This window comes from Streptococcus sp. 27098_8_23, from assembly GCF_041432195.1.
Lineage (GTDB): Bacteria > Bacillota > Bacilli > Lactobacillales > Streptococcaceae > Streptococcus.
Genome location: NZ_JAPVZF010000001.1, coordinates 752,019 through 771,638 on the forward strand (window position 1 = coordinate 752,019; position 19,620 = coordinate 771,638).

Sequence of the window (19,620 nt, forward strand, 5' to 3'; positions counted from 1 at the left end):
TTCTCCTATTCTGACTTATCAATGTCTTTCTTCATCTCGTCAACGTTAAATTTGGCAAATAAATACTGGCGATCTTGGACTGGAAAACGTTGGTCCAACTGGTCGACTGCCCCAACCTCGATCATTCCTTCTTTGATAACAAAGTCCATCACGTGTCCACCAAAAGTCAAATCATCTGAGATAAAATGCAAATGGTAGCCTGCAACACTCACCCCATGGAAAATCTCCGGTGTCCAAAATCCAACGATGGTTCCCGATACATTTTCACGTCTATATTCAGGCTGATGGGTAGCAACCTCAGCAAACTTGGTATCAGGTGTGGATTTGGGAATCATCCGCACATGCATTTGTGAAAATTCGCCATGAATCTTGATGGAGCGAAAAAGATTTTCTCCATCATAGTAGGACTCAATTCGCTTTTCCAATTCCTTATCTGTCATCTCAAAGCGCTGACGAAAAATCACTTCTGCCTGATGAGGAACCACTGCTGCATAGGGAATAAGGGCATCCGCCGCCACTTCGACGATTTCAGGCGTTTGACCAGACCCCTTAGCTTGATAAGCCTTGCCATCAAGGACAATCAACTCCCCGTCAATCGAATCCAAAGTTCCCAAGCCGAGGTCACCATGTTCCAGCAATTCTCCTACTGTCATGGTTCCACCATAGAGACCAGCCATTAGGGCACCTAGAGTATTGTATTGAAATAATTTAACCGGTTCCTGCACTTTTCTATCCATTCTCTTTCTTATCTTCTTTTCAATGAATCATTATACTTTCTAAGTATACCACATTTGCTCCTAGTTGTGAAAGGGAGAAATGCTTTTCCCATTGCAAAGGAGGCAAAAAAAAGGTACAATGTAACAAAATCAACGGAGGTCTGGAATGAAGAAAGAAAGTAAATACCAAGCAGTCGTTTCCTTTCTAAAAAAGGGGATCGAATCAGGAAAATTTCCAACAGGTAGCCGGCTTCCCTCCATCCGTCAATTGAGCCAAGACTTCCACTGTAGCAAGGACACTATCCAACGAGCCCTACTGGAATTACGCCATGAACAATACCTCTATGCCAAACCCCAAAGTGGCTACTATGTTCTGGAGCAAGGACAGCATCAGGACTTGGAAATCGAAGTCACTGACGAACATGCCAGTGCCTATGACGACTTCCGACTCTGTGTCAATGAAACCCTGATAGGCCGAGAAAACTACCTCTTCAACTACTATGACAACCAAGAAGGCCTTGAGGAACTCAGACAATCTGTCCATCAACTCCTCTTTGACCAAGCCCTCTACTGCAAACCCGATCAACTGGTTCTAACATCTGGTACCCAGCAAGCTCTTTTTATCCTTTCTCAGATTGACTTCCCGAGCAAGGGAGCGGAGATTCTAGTTGAACAGCCGACTTACCATCGGATGAACCGTCTCTTGGTCGCTCAAGGATTAGCCTACCAGACCATTGAACGCCGTATTGATGGCATTGACCTTGAAGAACTGGAAGAACAGTTTAAATCTGGAAAAATCAAGTTTTTCTATACCATTCCTCGCTTCCACTATCCTCTTGGCCATTCCTATTCTGATCAGGAAAAAAGGGCCATTCTGGATCTAGCAAACCAGTATGGTGTTTACATCGTCGAGGATGACTATTTAGGGGATCTAGATCCTAGAAAGGGCCAAACCTTCCACTATCTGGATACTGAAGATCGGGTCATTTATATCAAGTCCTTCTCAACAAGTCTCTTTCCAGCCCTTCGTATTACCGCTCTCATTCTCCCAAATACCCTAAAAGAGGCCTTTGTTTCCTACAAAAATATCCTGGACTATGACAGCAATCTCATCATGCAAAAGGCTCTTTCTCTTTACATCGATAGCCAGTTATTTGAAAAAAATCGACTGACTCGATTGAGCCTTCAAGAGAACTATCAAGCTCGGATAAAGAAAGTGCTTAAAGAAAACACCTGTCCCTTGCCCCACTACCCTCTACACGATGGTCTTTTGCTTGATTTGAGGCACTATCCTAAGATTGCCAGTTTGAAACACAGCTCACTCAAACTAGACTTTTTTGAGAAGGCTTATTTGGATGCTTGCCCTTATCAGTTTGCCAAAGTCACTCTTGAAAATCTAGAAGAGCTATTAGAATACATAAAAGCAGAATTGGATTAAAGTCCAACTCTGCTTTTTCTTATTGTTCAACTTCTGTTAGTTTCGCTGCCTTTTCAAGATAGCTTTGATAGGTTCCGTCATCTTTTAGTTTTTGGATAACCTTATCGACTACTGCTTTCAAGTCTGATTGATTCTTCTTAATAGCAACGGCATTGGCTTCGCCATCTTTCATTGTCAAATTAACAGTTGCAACGGCAAGATCTGAGTTTTTACCTGCGTAGCTAAGAGCAACTGGTTCATCCATATGAACAGCATCTACTTTTCCAGCCTGCAATTCATTAACTGCTTCCCCCATATTGGTCAAGGATGTCAATTGTGCATTTGGTAATTGTTCCTTGACCATAGTTTCTGGAACGGTTCCCTTTTGAGCTGCGATATTCGCACTTGCGAGGCTTGAAAGATCCTTGTACTTGTCTAAATCGGCTTTTCTAACCAAGAAACTCATCTTGTTTTCATAGTATGGAATTGAAAAGTCAAAGACTTCCTTTCTCTCATCTGTAGCACTAATTCCTGCAATAGCTAAGTCATCCTTTCCAGTTTGAAGACTGGTCAAGACATTGTCAAAACTCATGCTAGAGATTTCAAGTTTAACCCCAAGCTCGTCTGCAATTGCTTGAGCCATATCAATATCTGCACCAACCACTTGGTTTTTACCATCTACCAAGGCTTGGAATTCAAACGGTGCATAGTCCGGGCTGGTCGCAACGACTAGCTTTCCTTTTTGTTTGATAGCCTCCACAGCAGACTGGGAACTATCCGTACTGGATTGACAAGCTACTAAAACCATGCTGGCAAGCATGCTACACACAACTAATATCCATTTCTTAAATTTCATAAATAAACGACCTTTCTGTTAATTCTGAATAATTATAACTCTTTTAAAAATAGTTGTCAACCTTTTTAGAGATTTTGATTGTAAAACAATTCTTTTCATAAAAAAAGAAGACTGATTTATTCTAACCAGCCTTATTTCTGTATATTTAAACCGTTTCTTATAGTTCGACAATCTTACCTGTTTCAAAGTAAACAACCCATTCACAGATATTTTTTGCGTAGTCTCCAATACGTTCCAAGAAGGAAATAACCTGGAAGTAATCGCGTCCTGTAACAATGGCTTCAGGATTTTTCTTGATTTCTTCTGTAGCCAAATCACGGATGCTATCAAAGTAATGGTTGATTTTTTCGTCCATCGTTGCTACTTCGTAGGCTTGATCCACAGAACCGTTGAGATAGAGATCTAGGGCTGCTTCGACGAAGTTTTTCACGTCGCGTCCCATCTTTTTGATTTCTTCTTCAACAGAAGGGATACGTTGCTCCCCCTTCATACGAATAGTCGCCTCAGCGATAGACACTGCATGATCTCCCATGCGTTCCACGTCTGACACTGCCTTGAGAACGGTCAAGACGGTACGAAGGTCTTGCGAAACAGGTTGTTGGAGGGCGATCATTTCAAATGATTTCTTTTCCAACTTCACTTCATATTCATTTACTTCTGCATCGTCTTCGATGACTTCTTTTGCCAAATCACGGTCATGCGTAACAAAGGCACGCACTGTACGATTGATCTGTGAGAGCACTTCTTGTCCCATAGCATAGAACTGGTTGTGCAATTTCTCCAAATCTTCTTCAAATTGAGATCGTAACATCATTCAACTCCTTATCCAAATTTTCCTGTAATATAATCTTCTGTTTCCTTGTTTTGTGGCTCTAGGAACATCTTCTTCGTATCGTTAAACTCGATTAAATCCCCATCTAGGAAAAATCCTGTTTTATCAGAGATACGTGAGGCTTGTTGCATCGAACGCGTTACCAAGAGCATGGTGTATTTATCCTTCAGACCATACAAGGTTTCCTCAATCTTACCTGCAGAAATAGGATCCAAAGCTGAAGTTGGTTCATCTAAGAGGATGATTTTCGGACTGGTTGCTAAGACACGAGCTACACAAACACGTTGTTGTTGTCCTCCTGAGAGACCAATGGCCGAATCATGCAAACGATCCTTTACTTCATCCCAGATAGACGCACGTTGCAAGGCCGTTTCCACTGCTTCATCAAGAACTTTCTTGTCCTTAACCCCATTGATACGTAGCCCATAGACAACATTTTCGTAGATAGACATAGGGAAGGGATTAGGCTGTTGAAAGACCATACCGATTTCCTTACGCAATTCAACCGTATCGGTGCGGGGACTGTATATATTGTGACCATTATAGACTACTGATCCTGTTGTTGTCACTTCAGGATTTAGATCGCCCATGCGGTTGATAGCTTTGAGCAGGGTAGACTTTCCTGATCCAGAAGGACCAATCAAGGCCGTTATTTCCTTAGGTTGGAAAGAAAGGGAAACACTATTCAAGGCCTTCTTTTTATTGTAATAAACGGACAGGTCTGACACCTGTAAAATCGCTTCTGACATACCGTTTCCTTTCTAACCAAAGTGTCCCGTTACATAGTCATTGGTTGACTGTAACTTAGCATTTTGGAAAATATTGGATGTCTTATCATACTCAATCAAATCACCCAAGTAGAAAAATCCAGTGTAGTCACTTGCACGCGCAGCCTGTTGCATACTGTGGGTAACGATGATGATGGTAAAGTCCTTCTTCAATTCCAACATGGTTTCTTCCAGTTGGGCTGTCGCAATCGGATCCAAGGCTGACGCCGGTTCATCCATCAAGAGGATATCTGGCTTGACAGAGATGGCGCGAGCGATACAGAGACGTTGTTGCTGACCTCCAGAAAGCATCAAGGCTGATTTGTGGAGGTCGTCTTTGACCTGATCCCATAGGGCAGCCTGTCGTAGAGAAGTTTCTACAATTTCATCAAGGACTTTCTTATCCTTAACTCCCGCACGTTCATGAGCAAAAGTGATGTTGCGGTAAATAGACTTAGCAAATGGATTTGGACGTTGGAAGACCATTCCGATATGCTTGCGCATCTCATAGACATTGATTTCTGGACGGTTGACGTCAATCCCTCGGTAGAGGATTTGACCTGTGACCTTGGCAATATCAATGGTATCATTCATCCGATTGAGACTGCGAAGATAGGTAGATTTTCCTGATCCAGAAGGACCAATCAAGGCCGTGATTTTATTTTTTTCAAATTGCATATCGATGCCCTTGATGGATTCATTTTTACCATAGTAAACATGTAAATCCTTAGTAGAGAGGGCCACTTTTTCTTCAGGGAAAGTGATGATATGTTTTTCATCCCAGTTATATTTTGACATGGCTTCTCCTTTAGGCAGCGGTTAATTTCTTGTGTAGGTAGCTTCCGAGTTTGCGTGCTCCAAAGTTAAAAATCAAGATAAAGATGAGGAGCACGGCAGCAGAACCAGCAGATACAATGGTAGCATCAGGAATGGTTCCTTCACTGTTGACCTTCCAAATGTGGACAGCCAAGGTTTCTGCTTGACGGAAGATTGAGATAGGACTGGTAACACTAAGGATATTCCAATTAGACCAGTCAAGGGCTGGAGCGGATTGTCCTGCCGTATAGATAAGAGCGGCGGCCTCACCAAAGATACGGCCAGATGCCAAGACAACACCCGTTACGATACCTGGAAGTGCCTCTGGAATGACAACATGGACCACAGTCTCCCAACGAGAAATTCCAAGGGCCAGACCAGCTTCACGTTGCGTATGGTGAACGTGTTTTAAACTGTCCTCAACATTTCGAGTCATCTGAGGGAGGTTAAAGACCGTCAAGGCCAAGGCACCTGAAATGATTGAAAATCCATACTCAAACTGGACTACAAAAATCAAGTAACCAAAGAGACCCACAACGACTGATGGTAGAGAAGACAAAATCTCAATACAGGTACGAATAAAATTAGTCACAGGTCCTTTTTTAGCATACTCAGCAAGGAAAACACCAGCTCCCATAGACAGGGGAACAGAAATGATCAAGGTAATGACCAAAAGGAAGAAGGAATTGTAGAGCTGAATCCCGATACCCCCACCTGCTTGATAAGAGGAGGATTTCCCAGTCAAGAAAGACCAAGAGATATGCGGTAACCCTCTCACCAAGATATAGAGAATCAAGGATGCCAAGATGGCCACGATGATACCCGCGATGGTATAGAGGACAGCTGTTGCAAGTTTATCTAATTTCTTAGCGTGCATAGTTTTTCTTTCCTCTTTCTTTCGTAATCAATTTAATCACACTGTTAAAGGCCAAACTCATCAAGAGCAAGACTAAGGCCAGTGACCAGAGAACGTTATTATCAACCGTTCCCATGACAGTATTTCCGATACCCATAGTCAATACAGATGTCAAGGTCGCAGCTGGTGTTGTTAACGAGGTTGGGATAACTGCTGAGTTTCCGACCACCATCTGAATAGCAAGGGCTTCACCGAAGGCACGCGCCATCCCAAAGACCACTGCAGTAAAAATACCTGAACGTGCTGCTTTCAAGGTCACACGCCAGATGGTTTGCCAACGAGTGGCTCCCATAGCCAAACTGGCTTCACGGTAATGACGAGGAACAGCACGCAAGCTGTCTGTTGTCATAAAGGTTACAGTTGGTAAGATCATGACAAAAAGAACGAAAATCCCTGACAAGATCCCAAAACCAGTTCCACCAAAGACGCTACGAACAAAAGGCACCACAACTTGCAAACCGATAAATCCATAGACGACTGAAGGAATACCGACGAGGAGTTCAATGGCTGGTTGCAAAATTTTTGCACCCTTTGGTGATACTTCGGTCATAAAGACTGCCGCACCAATAGCAAAGGGTGTTGCGATAAGGGCTGATAAAATCGTCACAATAAAGGAACCCAAAATCATCGGAAGGGCACCAAATTGTTTCCCTGAAGGATTCCAAGTTTGTCCAAAGAGGAAATCAAAGATGTTGACCCCATTGACAAAGAAGGTCGACAAACCTTTTTGGGCTACAAAAATCAAAATCATCGCCACAATGATGACAATCAAAGAAAGGCAAGTGAAGGTCAAACCTTTACCAAACTTCTCAAGGCGAGAGTTCTTTGAAGGAGAGAGTAATTTTTTCGATAATTCTTCTTGATTCATTATTGACCTCCTTCTACTGCTGTAACGGTACCTGAAGCATCCTTTTGGACTTTCATTTCATTGATGGAGATATAGCCCATGCCCTTAACAATTCCATTTTGGGCTTCATCTGAGAGGACGAAATTCAGGAATTCGGCAGCTAGCTCATTTGGCTGACCAAGTGTGTACATATGTTCATAAGACCACAAAGGCCAGTTGTTGGTCGTTACATTTTCAGACGTAGGCTCATACCCATTCAATTTCATGCTTTTCACGGAGTCATCTACATAGGCAAAAGCCAGGTAAGAAATGGCTCCAGGTGTTTGGGATACAATCGACTTGACCATCCCGTTAGAATCCTGTTCTTGGCTCTGCATTGCCGCTTGGCCATTCATAACCACCGTATCAAACGTCGCTCGTGAACCAGAACTTGCTGCTCGGTTGATGATTGAAATTGCCAGGTCTTTGCCCCCAACTTCTTTCCAGTTGGTCACTTCACCTGTAAAGATTTTGCGAAGTTGCTCGGTTGTGAGATTCTCAACATCCACTTCCTTGTTTACAATCACTGCAAGACCAGCTACTGCAACCTTGTGGTCTACTAGAGCTGAAGCATCGATTCCTTCTTTTTCCTCTGCAAAGACGTCAGAATTCCCGATGTCTACTGCTCCAGACTGGACTTGAGATAGTCCTGTACCCGATCCACCACCTTGAACATTGACTGTTTTTCCAATGTTTCTAGAACCAAATTCATCTGCTGTCGCTTCGACAAGAGGCTGAAGAGCTGTTGAACCAACAGCTGTCATGGATTCTCCACGATCAATCCAGCTAGCACATCCTGCTAGAGAACCTGCCATCAAAAGAGCTGCAAGAGACATGACGAGCTTTTTTCTTTTTTTCACTGTTATTCTCCTTGAACATAATGATAAATGTTCTGATTTCTTCCGTTTGTCCTGATCATCCAATTATCATCAATGATTGTCCCACTTTATTTTATCTAGTCATTCTTAGGAGCGGACAATTCCATCGTATAATATAAGTAATAATGAAAGACTATCAGAAAAAACTCATACTTCCACTATAACATAGAATAGGCTCTTTGACTAGCTTTTTCACCTGAATCTGAGCCCTTTTGGATAATAATTTTTCAAAACATTTCCCGTTACCTTGGCAAAGCCTAGTCCGTTTCCTTGAACCACAACTTGATACCAGCCATTTGGTCGAGCTTCAGCCAATTGAACGGTCTCACCAGCCACATATTTTACAAAGTCCTCATCATTGATTTCGACACTTTGTTTTACTTGACTTGGTTTCAAGGCTAATCCCAGAGCAAAGCTTGGTTCGAAGCGTTTCTTCTTAAAAGTACCCAGATGGAGCCCATTTCGGGCAATTTTGAGTTTCCCTAGATCAGGTAGCATCTCGGGCAAGAGATAAAGTTGGTCTCCAAAAGTCTGCAAGATACCAGTTAGATTGACTCGCAAGTGTTTTTGGGCAAATTCTTGCCACAAGACCAGCTGTTCCCGACTATGATTGCTCTTGCTAGCTTTGAATTTAGATGCTGGATTTTCTCCCTTAAAGTGCAGGTGGGCAACAAACTGGCCTTCTCCCTTGAAATGATGAGGGTACATCCGAGCCGTTTCAGGAAGATCAATTCCTGCTACCATACCGTTCACATGCTCGACTGGAAGCAATTCAAAATCATAAGTATCCAGCAACCAGTGGACGATTTCTTCATTTTCCTCAGGTGCCCAAGTACAGGTCGAATAGACCAGACGGCCACCTTCAGCAAGCATAGTCACTGCATCTTCTAAAATTTCCCTTTGGAGACTGGCACATTGGCTTGGATAATCGGTACTCCAATAATCCATGGCATCTGGCCGCTTACGAAACATCCCTTCACCCGAGCAAGGTGCATCAAGGACAATCACATCAAAGTAACCTTTAAAAATCTTGGCCAAGCGATCAGCAGACTCATTGGTCACGACAACGTTTGTCGCTCCAAATCGCTCCATATTTTCCACTAAAATCTTAGCACGCTTACTTGAAATTTCGTTGGAGACAAGGACTCCTTGATTAGCCAGATAAGCTGCTAGTTGAGTGGATTTTCCCCCTGGTGCTGCCGCCAAGTCCAAGACCTTCATACCGGGAAGGGGTTGAGCTACCTGGGCCACCATTTGAGCTGCAGGCTCTTGCGAATAAACAAGACCGGTCGCGTGCTCTGGTGACTTTCCAGAAACCTTACCATAATACCCCCAAGGTGTATTTGGAATAGCATCTGCAAACGATAACTGACTTTCTTTTAAGGGATTGACCCGAAAAGCCGAAACCGCTTCTTGTTTAAAAGAGGCAAGAAAGTCTCTTGCCTCATCTTCTAGTATCGCTTCATATTTTTCAACAAATCCTTCTGGAAATTGCATTTAGTTCTCTTTCCTTTCGTAGATATAAGACTGAATCTCCTCTTGCATCTCGATTGGCACCATCATGACAGGCTGACGCGTTGTAAAATCAGCGGGCTCACCCGATACCGTAAGAAGGCGATAACCCAGACTTTCCCCTAAGATACTGGCCGAAGCGTAATCCCATGGCTGCAGATAGGTAATATAAGTCAGAAGACGACCTGATAAAACCTTGGCAAAACTAATGGCCGCACTGCCGTAGACACGGACACCCAACGCTGCTCGACCCAAATCACCCAATCCCCACTCATTGCTTTCAAACATACCTGAGTTGCCGGCAACTAAAAATTCTTGAAGAGGTTTCTTTTTAAAAGGCGGTAAGGGCTCATTATTGCGGCAAGGAGGAAAGGCACCACCACCATGGTAACAATCACCTTTCATGACATCATAGATGATGCCAAATTTGCCAACCCCATTTTCAAAATAAGCTAACATCACGGCAAAATCTTCCTGCTGGGCGACAAAGTTATTGGTACCGTCAATGGGATCAATCACCCAAACGGAACCTTGACCGACTGCAGCACGTAAACAACCCTCTTCCGCGCAAATCAAGTCCTCAGGATAGGAGTACTTGATCCGTTCAACCAAGAGTTCCTGGACCTCCTTGTCCAAACGCGTCACAAAGTCAGTAGGGGAAGACTTGCGCTCAACCTGCAAATCTTCTTTCATGTGAGCCAAAATATAGGCAGCAGCTTCCTTCACAATCTGTTTGGCAAATTCAAATTTAGTTTTCAAGAGAAATCTTCCCTTCTCTTTTTTCCTTGGCAGCCTGAACTGCTCGGTAAAGCGAATAACCACTAACTGTTTCAAATTCTCGTCCCAAACGTTTCTCTTCACTCTTGCTTGGCACGACCAATTTGAATTCCTTGTAAGACTCTAGCAGTTTTTTTGCTTCTACCTTATCTTCATAAGCAGCTTCAACATCATTAAAAAAAGAAAGCACTGAAGCAAGTTCTTCAGTGCTCCACGACAAATCTAGTGGGTAACTATACTGTTTGTTCATCTATCCTATACCAGCTCTCAATGTTGCTTCTTTTAGTTCTTGTTTACGGTAACTACGAGGGAGAAAAGCACGAATTTCATCTTCATTAAAACCGATCTGCATGCGTTTGGTATCTATAATAATTGGGCGGCGCAAAAGACTAGGATATTGCTCAATCAACTGAAGCAACTCCGATACCGAGATACTCTCTACATCAATATCCAATTTTTGAAAAATTTTTGAACGAGTTGAAATGATGTCATCAGTACCATTTTCGGTCAAGGAAAGAATATGTTGTAATTCTTTTCTTGTTAAAGGACTAGTCATAATATTATGCTCTTGAAAGGGCACTTTATGCGTCTCTAACCAAGCCTTTGCCTTACGACATGATGTACAACTCGGTGATAAAAATAGTGTAATCATGCTTTTCTCTTCTTTTATCTATACTTGCTATTTCTATTATACAAAAAAATAAAGCGCTTGACTAGGTATTTTTAGAAAAAAAGCCTATTTTTTCATAGAAAATAGACTGTTTTCTGCAAAAATCTCCTGCTTTGCAAGTTTATCTTTAGGATAACCTAACAATAAATAGGGAGTAGAGCAACTTCTCTCGTTTTTTATTAAAAATACAGAACTTTTTCCACTATTTCTTTGAAGCTTTAACAAAAAGGAAACTGAATATTCCTTCATACAAAACAAAGAAAAGTACAAAGGCATGGAGGAAGAAAATCTCTGGTAAAATCCAAATAACGGGATCCCTTGCTGGATCAAAAAGCCAAGTATCATCTCCCCAAAAGAGAATCTGATGGAAAAGCGTAAAAAATTGCTCAAATCCAATCAACACTCCTACAAGCCCAATGATTAGGGGCAATAGTACAAGAATCAAGATGCTTTTACGATATAGTGGTAAAAAGCCTTTTTTTACAATCTTTCTAACAAAGAAATAGAAACTTGGAAGTGTCACTAGGGCAACTAGCTGAACCAAGTGGAAGAGATTCTTCACCACCGCAAAGTGATGTAGACCTGCCGCTGATGAACGAAAATCTGGCATCTCTAAGACCTGACTAAAGGGATTAGTCAGGTAATTCATCAAGATATGAAAATTGTACTGAATGGTTTCTGGCTTTAGATAGACTCGATTCGCTAAGTTCAGCCACTGAATCTCCATGGGATAGAAAACCCATGCCAGATAAATGGTTAAGAGAATAGACAGGGAGAGGAGAAAGAGCATACTTCCCCAAAAGGTCAGTTTAGTTTTCATCAAAATTCCACTCCGCAAGGCTAGAAACTACATGAGTTGGTGCGATTGGCAGATCTGCTACTTCTTCTGCCTTGGTAAAACCTGTCGTCACCAAGAGAGTTGGAATGCCATTGTCAATTCCTGCTCGGATATCTGTCAGGTAGTTATCCCCAACCATGAGCAACTCTTCTCTTTTCAAGCCTAAGTGCTCAACTGCCTTATCCATAATGATAGCATTTGGTTTTCCGATATAAACTGGTTTTACCCGTGTAGCGACTTCAAGAAGTGTAATTAGTGAACCAGCACCAGGCAAGAGACCACGTTCCGTCGGGATATTGAGGTCAGGATTGGTTCCGATAAAGTGAGCCCCCTTTTGAATGGCTAGAGTCGCCGTCGCAAATTTTTCATAGTCGACTTGCCAGTCCAGTCCAACTACCACATAGGCAGGATTTTCCTTGTCTTCCGCATAACCTGCCGCCTGGATAGCATCCTTGAGCCCTGCTTCACCAATGACATAGACTGTCTTTTCCAGTCCCAAGTCGTTCATATAGTCGATGGTTGCCAAAGTCGCTGTGTAGACAGTTGATAGAGGTGTATTAATGTTAAAATTCTGAGCCAACATCTCTTGAACACTCTCAGGAGTACGAGTTGTATTATTGGTCACAAAGAGGTAGGGAATTTCTCTTTTTTGTAACTCATGGACAAAAGCCTCACCCGCGGGAATTCGGTCTTTCCCCTTGTAAATGGTTCCGTCTAAATCAATTAAATAACCTTTATAAGCCATATCGTCCTTTCTAATTGCCTTCAATTTCTTGCCACGTAATCATAGCTTGGGCATTAATCTCGCCATCACTGATAATCTCATGCTTGCTTTCTAGTCCCTTGAGTTCATAAGCTGAAGCAATCATGCCACCTGGTCGCACTTCTTTGACATATTTGAGATTGATTTTCTTTGGAATATACTTGGTCAAAAAGTCTGCTCCCATAACCTCAAAAATCCAATCCAAGTATTTACTGTTATTAACATGACCATTCATATCCAAATCGTAAAAACGAACATGGTAGTCTTTACTGATTGGCTCTTCTAGATTTGTATACTTTGGCCCACGTATGAGTTTTTTATCAAACTCAGACTGGTAAGGCGAAACAATCTCCGGTTCGACAGCATGAACTTTCCGACTGTCTCTGTCCATAAGAACAAAGGTTGCTACCATGCGAATGATTTCTTGACCTGCTTCATCATAGATAGTGAAACGGCGGTAGCAAAAAAGACGATTGTAAGTCAATGCTTCTGTTTCAATCGTAATCTCCTCAGCAAAGCGAGGCAAGCGAACCACGTCAATCGCATAGTCTGTAATAATCCAGACCAGATTGTAACGTTCCAACACATCCTTGTCGCTAACTCCCAGTTCAATCGACTGCATACCTGATACTTGCAAGGACAGCAAAATCACATCTGGAAGTTTGATATGACCGTTCATGTCCGCCATATCAAAAGGAATTTTCATTTTCATTTGATAAGTTAAGCCCATTGTTCTACTCCAAAATAAATCGTTCTGCTACAGTGTCTCCTAAGAAGAGACCTCTCTTTGTCATTCGGACACGATCACCGTCGATCTGCATAAGTCCTTGTTGAACCAAGTCTCTGATGATCTCGCCATAAAGTCCATCAAAGGACTGTCCAAATTTCTCCTCAAATCGCGCCATGGAAACCCCGGATTTTTTCCGGAGGCCTAGGAACATTTCTTCTTCCATCTGCTCCCTTTGACTCAGGTGTTCTTCTGTAATCCGAGCATTTCCTGCCTCTACCGCATTGAGATAGTGGCGGATAGGACCATGATTTTTATAACGCACCCCATTCACATAACCTGAAGCACCCGCACCGATACCATAATACTCGGCATTGTCCCAGTACATGAGATTGTGGCGACTTTCAAATCCGAGTTTAGAGAAATTGGAAATCTCATAATGCTCAAAACCAGCTCGCTCCAGTTCTGCGATGATGTACTCAAACATCTCCGCTTCTAACTCTTCCTTGGGTAGGGGCAATTTCCCACGTCGCATGCGGTTCATAAAGACTGTATGATTTTCCAAAATCAAGCTATAAAGACTCATATGAGGAATATCAAGCGAAATGGCCTTAGCCACATTCTCCTTGACCTGATCCATAGTCTGACCAGGAAGAGCGTAGATTAGGTCGATGGAGATATTGTCAAAACCAGCCAATTTAAGACGGTCGATATTTTCATAAATATCCTTCTCCAAATGACTGCGCCCAATCTTTTTCAGCATTTTGTTATCAAAAGTTTGCACACCTAAGGAAACACGATTGACTGGCGAGTTTTTCAAAACCGCAATCTTATCAGCGTCCAGATCTCCTGGGTTAGCTTCAATGGTTAATTCTTCTAAGACCGACAAGTCCAAGTGTTTAGTCAAGCCATCCAAGAGCACTTCTAGTTGTGAAGCTGACAGGGCTGTTGGTGTCCCACCTCCGATATAGAGGGTTGACAACTTTTGGATATCATAAGAACGAAACTCTTCTAGCAGATGCTCCAGGTAACTATCTACTGGTTGATTCTTGATAAATACTTTTGAAAAGTCACAATAATAACAAATCTGTGTGCAAAAGGGAATATGCACGTAGGCGGACGTTGGTTTTTTCTGCATAGTATTTATTATACCACAAAGACAGACTTGCAGATAAAAATCACCATCTCCAAAAACCAGAGATGGTGATACCTTATACTTCAGTAATATCGATGATGATTTCTTCTTGGCCTTCAGCAACGTCTGGAGTTGCTGACTGTTCTTGCCATTGCTCCTTAAGATTGTTAAAGGTTTCCTTCGATGCTTCCGTCGCTTGTCGAGCACAGGTTTTAGCTTGGTCAAGGACACTATCAAAAGTGATTTCACCAGATTCTACTTGTTCCTTTGTTTTCAGCACAAAGTCAGTTGCCTGTTCCTTCACTTCTGTTAGTTTTTCACAAACCTGCTCTCTAGCATATTCTGGATCTTCTCTCAAATCATCTAGAAAATCCTGAGCTTGACTACAAACTTGCTTGCCCTTGTCACTCGTCAAAAACAAAGCAAGAGCTGCACCTGAAACTGTTCCTAAAAGGATAGAGGATAGTTTTCCCATGAGATTTCTCCTTTTTTATTTTTTGAAAAATTTACTTGCGACGCGAAGAGCTGACAAGCCTGCACCTGTTTTGATGGTCTTTGAACCAGCAGATGAAGCTTTTTTGCCTAAAACACGCGCATGTTGGTTGAGGTCAGATACTGACTCAGATAAGTCTGCTACAGCCGTAAATAGTGGGTCGATAGTCGCAACCTTAACATTGATATCGTCAACCAAGACATTAACTTTTACCAACAGTTCATTGGTCTGATGTAAGGTAACATCTACATCTGAAGACAAGGTTTTGATGGTTTTCTCCGTCTCATCAATCATTCGACCTGCTTTTTGAATCGTGATTGTCAAATAGACTAAACAGACAATCAAAGCAATCGCAACAAGTATATATGCAACTTCTAACATTTATTTTTCCTCCTCATTATGATAGAAAGGGGCTTTCTTTCGATTTTGATAAAGTATGATAAAAATACCGAGTCCGATAAGGACAACTGATAACCATTGGGAAACTCGCAGGCCAAAGAACATGAGACTATCCATCCGCATCCCTTCGATAATCATACGACCAAAGCCATACCAAATCAAGTAGAAAGCAGTGATATGACCACGTCTGATTCCCTTTAATTTTCGTCTAAAAATCAAGATCAAAGCAAATCCAATCAGATTCCAAACCGACTCATATAAGAAGGTTGGCTGACGGTAGCTACCATCAATGTACATCTGGTCACGGATGAAGCCCGGCAAATAATCCAGATTATCTACCGCTGCACCGTAGGCTTCTTGGTTAAAGAAGTTCCCCCAGCGCCCTAAACTCTGGGCAACCATGACGCTCGGTGCTGCAATATCTAAGAAATCCCAAGTATTAATCAACTTTCTATCTGCAAAGATATAAAGAACAATAGCGCCCGCTATCAAACCTCCGTAAATGGCCAAACCACCATTCCAAATGGCGATGATTTCACCTGGATTTTGCAGATAATAATCTAAACGAAAGAGTACGTAGTATAGTCTAGCACCTAAAATAGCTACCGGAAAAGCAATCAGGATAAAATCCAAAATATCATCTGACAGGATTTTCTTTTTAGGAGCTTCTTTCATGGCAAGGTAGACTGCCAGAACCAAACCAGCTACAATACACAAAGCATACCAACGAATAGCAAAGGGACCAATTTCAAATGCGACTGGATTAATCATGTTTCACCTCATTTTGAGCGATTAGATTTGTCAAGCGTTCTTCAAATAAACGCGTCGCATCAAAGCCCATTTCTTTAGCACGATAGTTCATGGCAGCTGCCTCAATAACAACGGAAATATTGCGTCCTGTTTTTACTGGGATGCGGATACGCGGAATCGTTACACCAGAAACTTCGAGTTCTTCGGCATTGTTTCCTAGACGGTCAAAGGTCTTATGCGTATCGTAATTTTCTAGATAAACTGCTAGCTGAACTTGTGAAGAATCTTTTACGGCACTTGCACCATAGAGACTCATGATATCGATAATCCCAACTCCACGAATCTCAAGTAAATGTTTCAAGATTTCAGCAGGTTCGCCCCAAAGAGTCATCTCATCCTTAGAATAAATATCTACACGATCGTCTGCTACTAGACGGTGTCCACGCTTCACAAGCTCAAGACCTGTCTCGCTCTTACCGATACCACTATCCCCTTGGATCAAGACACCCATGCCATAGATATCCATCAAGACACCATGCACACTGGTACGTTTAGCCAAACGGGAATCAAGATAGCTAGAAAGTTCTCCAGATAAACGACTGGTTGCTGTTCGGCTGGTTAAAATCGCAATCTTACATTCTCTAGCAGCCCTCAACATTTCCTCTGGAACTACCAGACCACGAGCCACGATAACCGCAGGTGTTTCAGGTAGAAACATTTTCTTCAAAACTTGATAACGGTTCTGGGCAGGCATGGCAACTAAATAGGACCACTCCTTCATCCCTAACAGCTGAATCCTTTCTGGTGTATAGTAATCAAAATAGCCCGTCATTTCAAGACCAGGTCTCATAATGTCCGCAGTATTGATTTCTTTTTCAAGTAATTCGCCTTCACCATAGACAATATCTAGTCTGAGTTTTTCAATGACATCTCTTACTAAAACCGACATAATTTTCTCCTTCAATCGAGTTCTCCCTACTATTATATCAAATTGTAGGTGGAAGTTTCCTTTTTTTGCAGGATTTACAGTATTTATTTGATGTTACTTGGGAAAAGATTTAACTAGGAAGTCTTTTCCTACTCTTTCAAATCAACCGAGACAAATCTACTGCAAATTGGTCAACGTCTATCACCAAGTCCCTTCCAGACTTTTCAAAGTAAATCCTTGGAAGACCTTTTGTTAATATTCTGTTTGCATCAGCCATATCTTGAGGATAGGTATAGAACTGTTGACCTTTTGGAAACTGATTTTGGACTTGCCATTCTTCAAAGTCCTTCAAAAAAGTCTTATGAGACGGCATGCTGACTTCTTCAAACAAGGAATGGTCAAAAAATCGTACCAATCGATATAGACCATGAATCTCATCCGCAAAGCACTTATCGATCTTTTCATAGGGAAAGCCTCGTCTCTGATAAGCTTGGCATAAACTTTGTAAGGACTCACTTAATGCAACTGCATCTTTTCTTGCCAAGTTTATAAAATACCGAACAGAAAATTCTTCCATACCAGTTCGTTTTTTCTTCCCTAAAAACTGTTGTGCACGCAAGAGAGACTCGGATAATCTTTCTTCATCTTGATAATAAAGAGCGTATAAAAGATTAATCACATTTTCTGGATAATAAGTTCCTTTCAACAAGGGTAAATCTTTGGGGATGAATGATGGAATGACTGAAAAATCGTTACAAGCAAAAGAGGTAAACAAGCCTTTCAAAATCCCATCTGTGTAAATGGTTCCACTTGCCAACAAACCACCTCTCATCAACTCGGTTCTTCCTGTTTGCCATAGAGCGTTGTTTAACTGCTTATAATCCCCATCTAAAAACGCAGCATAATAGGCAAAATATTTAATATCATCTAGCAATAAGCTACTGTACAATTTTACCCTTAAAACCTTGTCAGACGATACTTTTGAATCGGTCAAATACTTTTCAAAAATTCTTTGGTTTGACTCTTCAAATTCCTTCCAATCGATCGGATCAGCACAATAACCCCAATCTTCCAAGTGATTTTCACGCATTTTTTGATATTCTTTTATATACTCTCTCATAACAATTTATTCCTCTAAACATTGTGCAAAAAAAGACTAGACAAGTCTAGCCTTTCATTTCAAATTAGAATTTTTTACGTTTACGAGCTGCTTCTGATTTACGTTTACGTTTTACAGAAGGTTTTTCATAGAATTCACGTTTGCGTGTTTCTTGAAGAGTACCAGCTTTAGTAACCGCACGTTTGAAACGACGAAGTGCATCGTCAAGAGATTCATTCTTACGTACTACTGTTTTAGACATTTTTTTCACTCCCTTCAAGTTCAAGATCTATTCCATTTTACACGCAAAATGAATATTTGTCAAGGGAAAACTGCCATAAACTTATATTATCTTCCCTTTTCTTTTTAAAAGAGATAATGTATTAGAATAGATGTCATAATAGCGAAAAAAATATTTTAATCCTGTTCAGAAACAACTTTTATTTCTTTATCATTTACAATAACAGCTTGTGAATTGTTCATTCGCAATAAGTCGAGCTGATTTTTATAGGTTTCAAAGGTCTTCTTGCTACTATCAGTAAAAGGCTCCTCACCATAATGTGGAAGGATGTAAAACTCCACTTCATTCAATCCCGTTGTATCCGATAACTCTTTCGCTACCGTCTTGTCATCCATGAGCTTATTGTAGTCAACATCCTTGGCGGTAATGATAGCCCCTGCTGATTCTCCCACATAGATCATCCCATCTCTTATTTGTTCTTTGATAAGAGATAGGAGTTGCTTTTTCTTTAATTCTTGCAATAAATAAAAGGTATTCCCGCCAGAGATATAAAGAATTTTGCTTTGGAAAATCTTTGCCTGTACAGTTTCTCGATCACAAGAAGCAATATCTAGAACCTCTATCTCAAATCCTAAATCTTTGAATGTTTGCTGAGCCTCATCGATATAGTCAGTATAATCCTCTTTGTTCCCAGCGGTAGGAATAAATAAAACCTTGTTTTCTAGATTCTTTTCCTTTGCATAATCGCTAAAAAGCTTTTTGACACCAGTAAAGTATGAACATAAAAATAATTGTTTCATGACTGTACCTCCATTAATGTTTAACAATTTTATAAAGGATCCACGATCCCTTTCTTTGACTAGTTATAAGCTCAAACCCTATTAACAACAAGAATCGTCTAAATGCTTCTTCGCTTTGGACCTCTGGTAAAAAGTAAGACAACTTATTATATTCACAAGCCAGTAAGAGCATCCCGTCTGATTTGAGTATTCTTCGAAGTTCCATAAAAGAAGCCTCTAGATCCTGCCAATGAAAATGAGTTTGAAATGCTGTGATTAAATCAACACTTCGAGCCCCCTCTGAATAACTTTATTATACCACTTTAGTAAAATTGTGAATAATTGATGCAGAATAATTAAACGATTTTCAAACCAATTACCCAAAAAAGAGAACCAATTGGTTCTCTTTTTCTGTTAGACTGACA

The 19,620-nt window shown here is 41.3% G+C and carries 24 protein-coding genes and 1 pseudogene; 1 reads left to right on the top strand and 24 read right to left on the bottom strand.

Annotation, left to right across the window (positions count from 1 at the left end; translation table 11 throughout):
* Positions 1–5 precede the first annotated feature (5 nt).
* Positions 6–737 carry an acetolactate decarboxylase gene (gene budA / locus O3652_RS03710; protein WP_125413501.1) on the bottom strand — a complete coding sequence of 244 codons (732 nt, stop codon included), beginning with the start codon at positions 735–737 and terminating at the stop codon, positions 6–8.
* Between the two features lie 145 nt (positions 738–882).
* Here budA and O3652_RS03715 point away from each other — a divergent pair, with 145 nt between their 5' ends.
* A complete protein-coding gene (locus O3652_RS03715; protein WP_070567666.1) occupies positions 883–2,154 on the top strand; it encodes a PLP-dependent aminotransferase family protein in 1,272 nt (423 codons plus the stop codon).
* A gap of 19 nt (positions 2,155–2,173) precedes the next feature.
* Here the strand turns inward: O3652_RS03715 and O3652_RS03720 are convergent, their stop codons facing one another.
* The 23 genes and pseudogenes from O3652_RS03720 to O3652_RS03830 all read right to left on the bottom strand — a co-directional run.
* Positions 2,174–2,989, bottom strand: coding sequence for an ABC transporter substrate-binding protein (locus O3652_RS03720; RefSeq protein ID WP_125413500.1), 816 nt, complete (start codon positions 2,987–2,989; stop codon positions 2,174–2,176).
* 157 nt (positions 2,990–3,146) lie between these two features.
* Positions 3,147–3,800, bottom strand: a complete 654-nt coding sequence (gene phoU / locus O3652_RS03725) for a phosphate signaling complex protein PhoU (protein ID WP_371590073.1) — start codon at positions 3,798–3,800, stop codon at positions 3,147–3,149.
* Positions 3,801–3,811: 11 nt separating this feature from the next.
* Positions 3,812–4,570 (bottom strand): phosphate ABC transporter ATP-binding protein PstB, encoded by a 759-nt coding sequence (gene pstB / locus O3652_RS03730; RefSeq protein ID WP_125413499.1) that lies wholly within the window; start codon positions 4,568–4,570, stop codon positions 3,812–3,814.
* A 12-nt stretch (positions 4,571–4,582) separates the two neighbouring features.
* Entirely contained in the window at positions 4,583–5,386 is an 804-nt protein-coding gene (pstB, locus tag O3652_RS03735; RefSeq protein WP_000049851.1) for a phosphate ABC transporter ATP-binding protein PstB, read from the bottom strand.
* Positions 5,387–5,396: 10 nt separating this feature from the next.
* Positions 5,397–6,281, bottom strand: a complete 885-nt coding sequence (pstA, locus tag O3652_RS03740) for a phosphate ABC transporter permease PstA (RefSeq protein ID WP_000543050.1) — start codon at positions 6,279–6,281, stop codon at positions 5,397–5,399.
* Entirely contained in the window at positions 6,271–7,188 is a 918-nt protein-coding gene (pstC, locus tag O3652_RS03745; protein WP_001070951.1) for a phosphate ABC transporter permease subunit PstC, read from the bottom strand. The genes pstA and pstC overlap by 11 nt, the downstream gene beginning before the upstream one ends.
* Positions 7,188–8,066 carry a phosphate ABC transporter substrate-binding protein PstS gene (locus O3652_RS03750; protein ID WP_125413498.1) on the bottom strand — a complete coding sequence of 293 codons (879 nt, stop codon included), beginning with the start codon at positions 8,064–8,066 and terminating at the stop codon, positions 7,188–7,190. The genes pstC and O3652_RS03750 overlap by 1 nt, the downstream gene beginning before the upstream one ends.
* 210 nt (positions 8,067–8,276) lie before the next feature.
* Positions 8,277–9,581, bottom strand: a complete 1,305-nt coding sequence (locus O3652_RS03755) for an RsmF rRNA methyltransferase first C-terminal domain-containing protein (protein WP_125413497.1) — start codon at positions 9,579–9,581, stop codon at positions 8,277–8,279.
* Positions 9,582–10,355 carry an inositol monophosphatase family protein gene (locus O3652_RS03760; protein ID WP_125413496.1) on the bottom strand — a complete coding sequence of 258 codons (774 nt, stop codon included), beginning with the start codon at positions 10,353–10,355 and terminating at the stop codon, positions 9,582–9,584.
* Positions 10,345–10,623 (bottom strand): UPF0223 family protein, encoded by a 279-nt coding sequence (locus O3652_RS03765; RefSeq protein ID WP_001041966.1) that lies wholly within the window; start codon positions 10,621–10,623, stop codon positions 10,345–10,347. Before O3652_RS03765 ends, O3652_RS03760 begins: the two co-directional genes overlap by 11 nt.
* Positions 10,624–11,025 (bottom strand): Spx/MgsR family RNA polymerase-binding regulatory protein, encoded by a 402-nt coding sequence (locus O3652_RS03770; RefSeq protein ID WP_000631261.1) that lies wholly within the window; start codon positions 11,023–11,025, stop codon positions 10,624–10,626.
* A gap of 220 nt (positions 11,026–11,245) precedes the next feature.
* Positions 11,246–11,863, bottom strand: coding sequence for a TIGR01906 family membrane protein (locus tag O3652_RS03775; protein ID WP_042902104.1), 618 nt, complete (start codon positions 11,861–11,863; stop codon positions 11,246–11,248).
* Entirely contained in the window at positions 11,853–12,626 is a 774-nt protein-coding gene (locus O3652_RS03780) for a TIGR01457 family HAD-type hydrolase (protein ID WP_000323533.1), read from the bottom strand. The genes O3652_RS03775 and O3652_RS03780 overlap by 11 nt, the downstream gene beginning before the upstream one ends.
* A gap of 10 nt (positions 12,627–12,636) precedes the next feature.
* Positions 12,637–13,374 (bottom strand): acyl-[acyl-carrier-protein] thioesterase, encoded by a 738-nt coding sequence (locus O3652_RS03785; RefSeq protein WP_125413495.1) that lies wholly within the window; start codon positions 13,372–13,374, stop codon positions 12,637–12,639.
* Positions 13,375–13,378: 4 nt separating this feature from the next.
* Entirely contained in the window at positions 13,379–14,509 is a 1,131-nt protein-coding gene (gene hemW, locus O3652_RS03790) for a radical SAM family heme chaperone HemW (RefSeq protein ID WP_125413494.1), read from the bottom strand.
* Between the two features lie 73 nt (positions 14,510–14,582).
* Entirely contained in the window at positions 14,583–14,981 is a 399-nt protein-coding gene (locus O3652_RS03795; protein WP_084976124.1) for a YtxH domain-containing protein, read from the bottom strand.
* 15 nt (positions 14,982–14,996) lie between these two features.
* Positions 14,997–15,380: a DUF948 domain-containing protein gene (locus tag O3652_RS03800; RefSeq protein ID WP_125413493.1), complete on the bottom strand. Its 384-nt coding sequence runs from the start codon at positions 15,378–15,380 to the stop codon at positions 14,997–14,999.
* On the bottom strand, positions 15,381–16,169 hold the full coding sequence (gene lgt, locus O3652_RS03805; RefSeq protein ID WP_125413492.1) for a prolipoprotein diacylglyceryl transferase: 789 nt from the start codon (positions 16,167–16,169) through the stop codon (positions 15,381–15,383).
* Positions 16,162–17,097, bottom strand: coding sequence for an HPr(Ser) kinase/phosphatase (hprK, locus tag O3652_RS03810; protein WP_000115190.1), 936 nt, complete (start codon positions 17,095–17,097; stop codon positions 16,162–16,164). Before hprK ends, lgt begins: the two co-directional genes overlap by 8 nt.
* A gap of 136 nt (positions 17,098–17,233) precedes the next feature.
* On the bottom strand, positions 17,234–18,196 hold the full coding sequence (locus O3652_RS03815; RefSeq protein WP_371590075.1) for a hypothetical protein: 963 nt from the start codon (positions 18,194–18,196) through the stop codon (positions 17,234–17,236).
* Between the two features lie 64 nt (positions 18,197–18,260).
* Positions 18,261–18,437 carry a 30S ribosomal protein S21 gene (gene rpsU, locus O3652_RS03820; protein ID WP_000048054.1) on the bottom strand — a complete coding sequence of 59 codons (177 nt, stop codon included), beginning with the start codon at positions 18,435–18,437 and terminating at the stop codon, positions 18,261–18,263.
* A gap of 155 nt (positions 18,438–18,592) precedes the next feature.
* Complete coding sequence (locus tag O3652_RS03825; RefSeq protein ID WP_125413790.1) at positions 18,593–19,216, bottom strand: Type 1 glutamine amidotransferase-like domain-containing protein; 624 nt, start codon at positions 19,214–19,216, stop codon at positions 18,593–18,595.
* 13 nt (positions 19,217–19,229) lie between these two features.
* Positions 19,230–19,484, bottom strand: a pseudogene (locus tag O3652_RS03830) (class I SAM-dependent methyltransferase); the annotation flags it as partial.
* Positions 19,485–19,620 lie beyond the last annotated feature (136 nt).

Excerpts from the sequence above, each read along its gene's own strand:
- budA (WP_125413501.1), bottom strand. The coding sequence starts at position 737 with ATGGATAGAAAAGTGCAGGAACCGGTTAAATTATTTCAATACAATACT.
- O3652_RS03715 (WP_070567666.1), top strand. The coding sequence starts at position 883 with ATGAAGAAAGAAAGTAAATACCAAGCAGTCGTTTCCTTTCTAAAAAAG.
- O3652_RS03720 (WP_125413500.1), bottom strand. The coding sequence starts at position 2,989 with ATGAAATTTAAGAAATGGATATTAGTTGTGTGTAGCATGCTTGCCAGC.
- phoU (WP_371590073.1), bottom strand. The coding sequence starts at position 3,800 with ATGTTACGATCTCAATTTGAAGAAGATTTGGAGAAATTGCACAACCAG.
- pstB (WP_125413499.1), bottom strand. The coding sequence starts at position 4,570 with ATGTCAGAAGCGATTTTACAGGTGTCAGACCTGTCCGTTTATTACAAT.
- pstB (WP_000049851.1), bottom strand. The coding sequence starts at position 5,386 with ATGTCAAAATATAACTGGGATGAAAAACATATCATCACTTTCCCTGAA.
- pstA (WP_000543050.1), bottom strand. The coding sequence starts at position 6,281 with ATGCACGCTAAGAAATTAGATAAACTTGCAACAGCTGTCCTCTATACC.
- pstC (WP_001070951.1), bottom strand. The coding sequence starts at position 7,188 with ATGAATCAAGAAGAATTATCGAAAAAATTACTCTCTCCTTCAAAGAAC.
- O3652_RS03755 (WP_125413497.1), bottom strand. The coding sequence starts at position 9,581 with ATGCAATTTCCAGAAGGATTTGTTGAAAAATATGAAGCGATACTAGAA.
- O3652_RS03765 (WP_001041966.1), bottom strand. The coding sequence starts at position 10,623 with ATGAACAAACAGTATAGTTACCCACTAGATTTGTCGTGGAGCACTGAA.
- O3652_RS03770 (WP_000631261.1), bottom strand. The coding sequence starts at position 11,025 with ATGATTACACTATTTTTATCACCGAGTTGTACATCATGTCGTAAGGCA.
- O3652_RS03775 (WP_042902104.1), bottom strand. The coding sequence starts at position 11,863 with ATGAAAACTAAACTGACCTTTTGGGGAAGTATGCTCTTTCTCCTCTCC.
- O3652_RS03780 (WP_000323533.1), bottom strand. The coding sequence starts at position 12,626 with ATGGCTTATAAAGGTTATTTAATTGATTTAGACGGAACCATTTACAAG.
- O3652_RS03785 (WP_125413495.1), bottom strand. The coding sequence starts at position 13,374 with ATGGGCTTAACTTATCAAATGAAAATGAAAATTCCTTTTGATATGGCG.
- hemW (WP_125413494.1), bottom strand. The coding sequence starts at position 14,509 with ATGCAGAAAAAACCAACGTCCGCCTACGTGCATATTCCCTTTTGCACA.
- O3652_RS03795 (WP_084976124.1), bottom strand. The coding sequence starts at position 14,981 with ATGGGAAAACTATCCTCTATCCTTTTAGGAACAGTTTCAGGTGCAGCT.
- O3652_RS03800 (WP_125413493.1), bottom strand. The coding sequence starts at position 15,380 with ATGTTAGAAGTTGCATATATACTTGTTGCGATTGCTTTGATTGTCTGT.
- lgt (WP_125413492.1), bottom strand. The coding sequence starts at position 16,169 with ATGATTAATCCAGTCGCATTTGAAATTGGTCCCTTTGCTATTCGTTGG.
- hprK (WP_000115190.1), bottom strand. The coding sequence starts at position 17,097 with ATGTCGGTTTTAGTAAGAGATGTCATTGAAAAACTCAGACTAGATATT.
- O3652_RS03815 (WP_371590075.1), bottom strand. The coding sequence starts at position 18,196 with ATGAGAGAGTATATAAAAGAATATCAAAAAATGCGTGAAAATCACTTG.
- rpsU (WP_000048054.1), bottom strand. The coding sequence starts at position 18,437 with ATGTCTAAAACAGTAGTACGTAAGAATGAATCTCTTGACGATGCACTT.
- O3652_RS03825 (WP_125413790.1), bottom strand. The coding sequence starts at position 19,216 with ATGAAACAATTATTTTTATGTTCATACTTTACTGGTGTCAAAAAGCTT.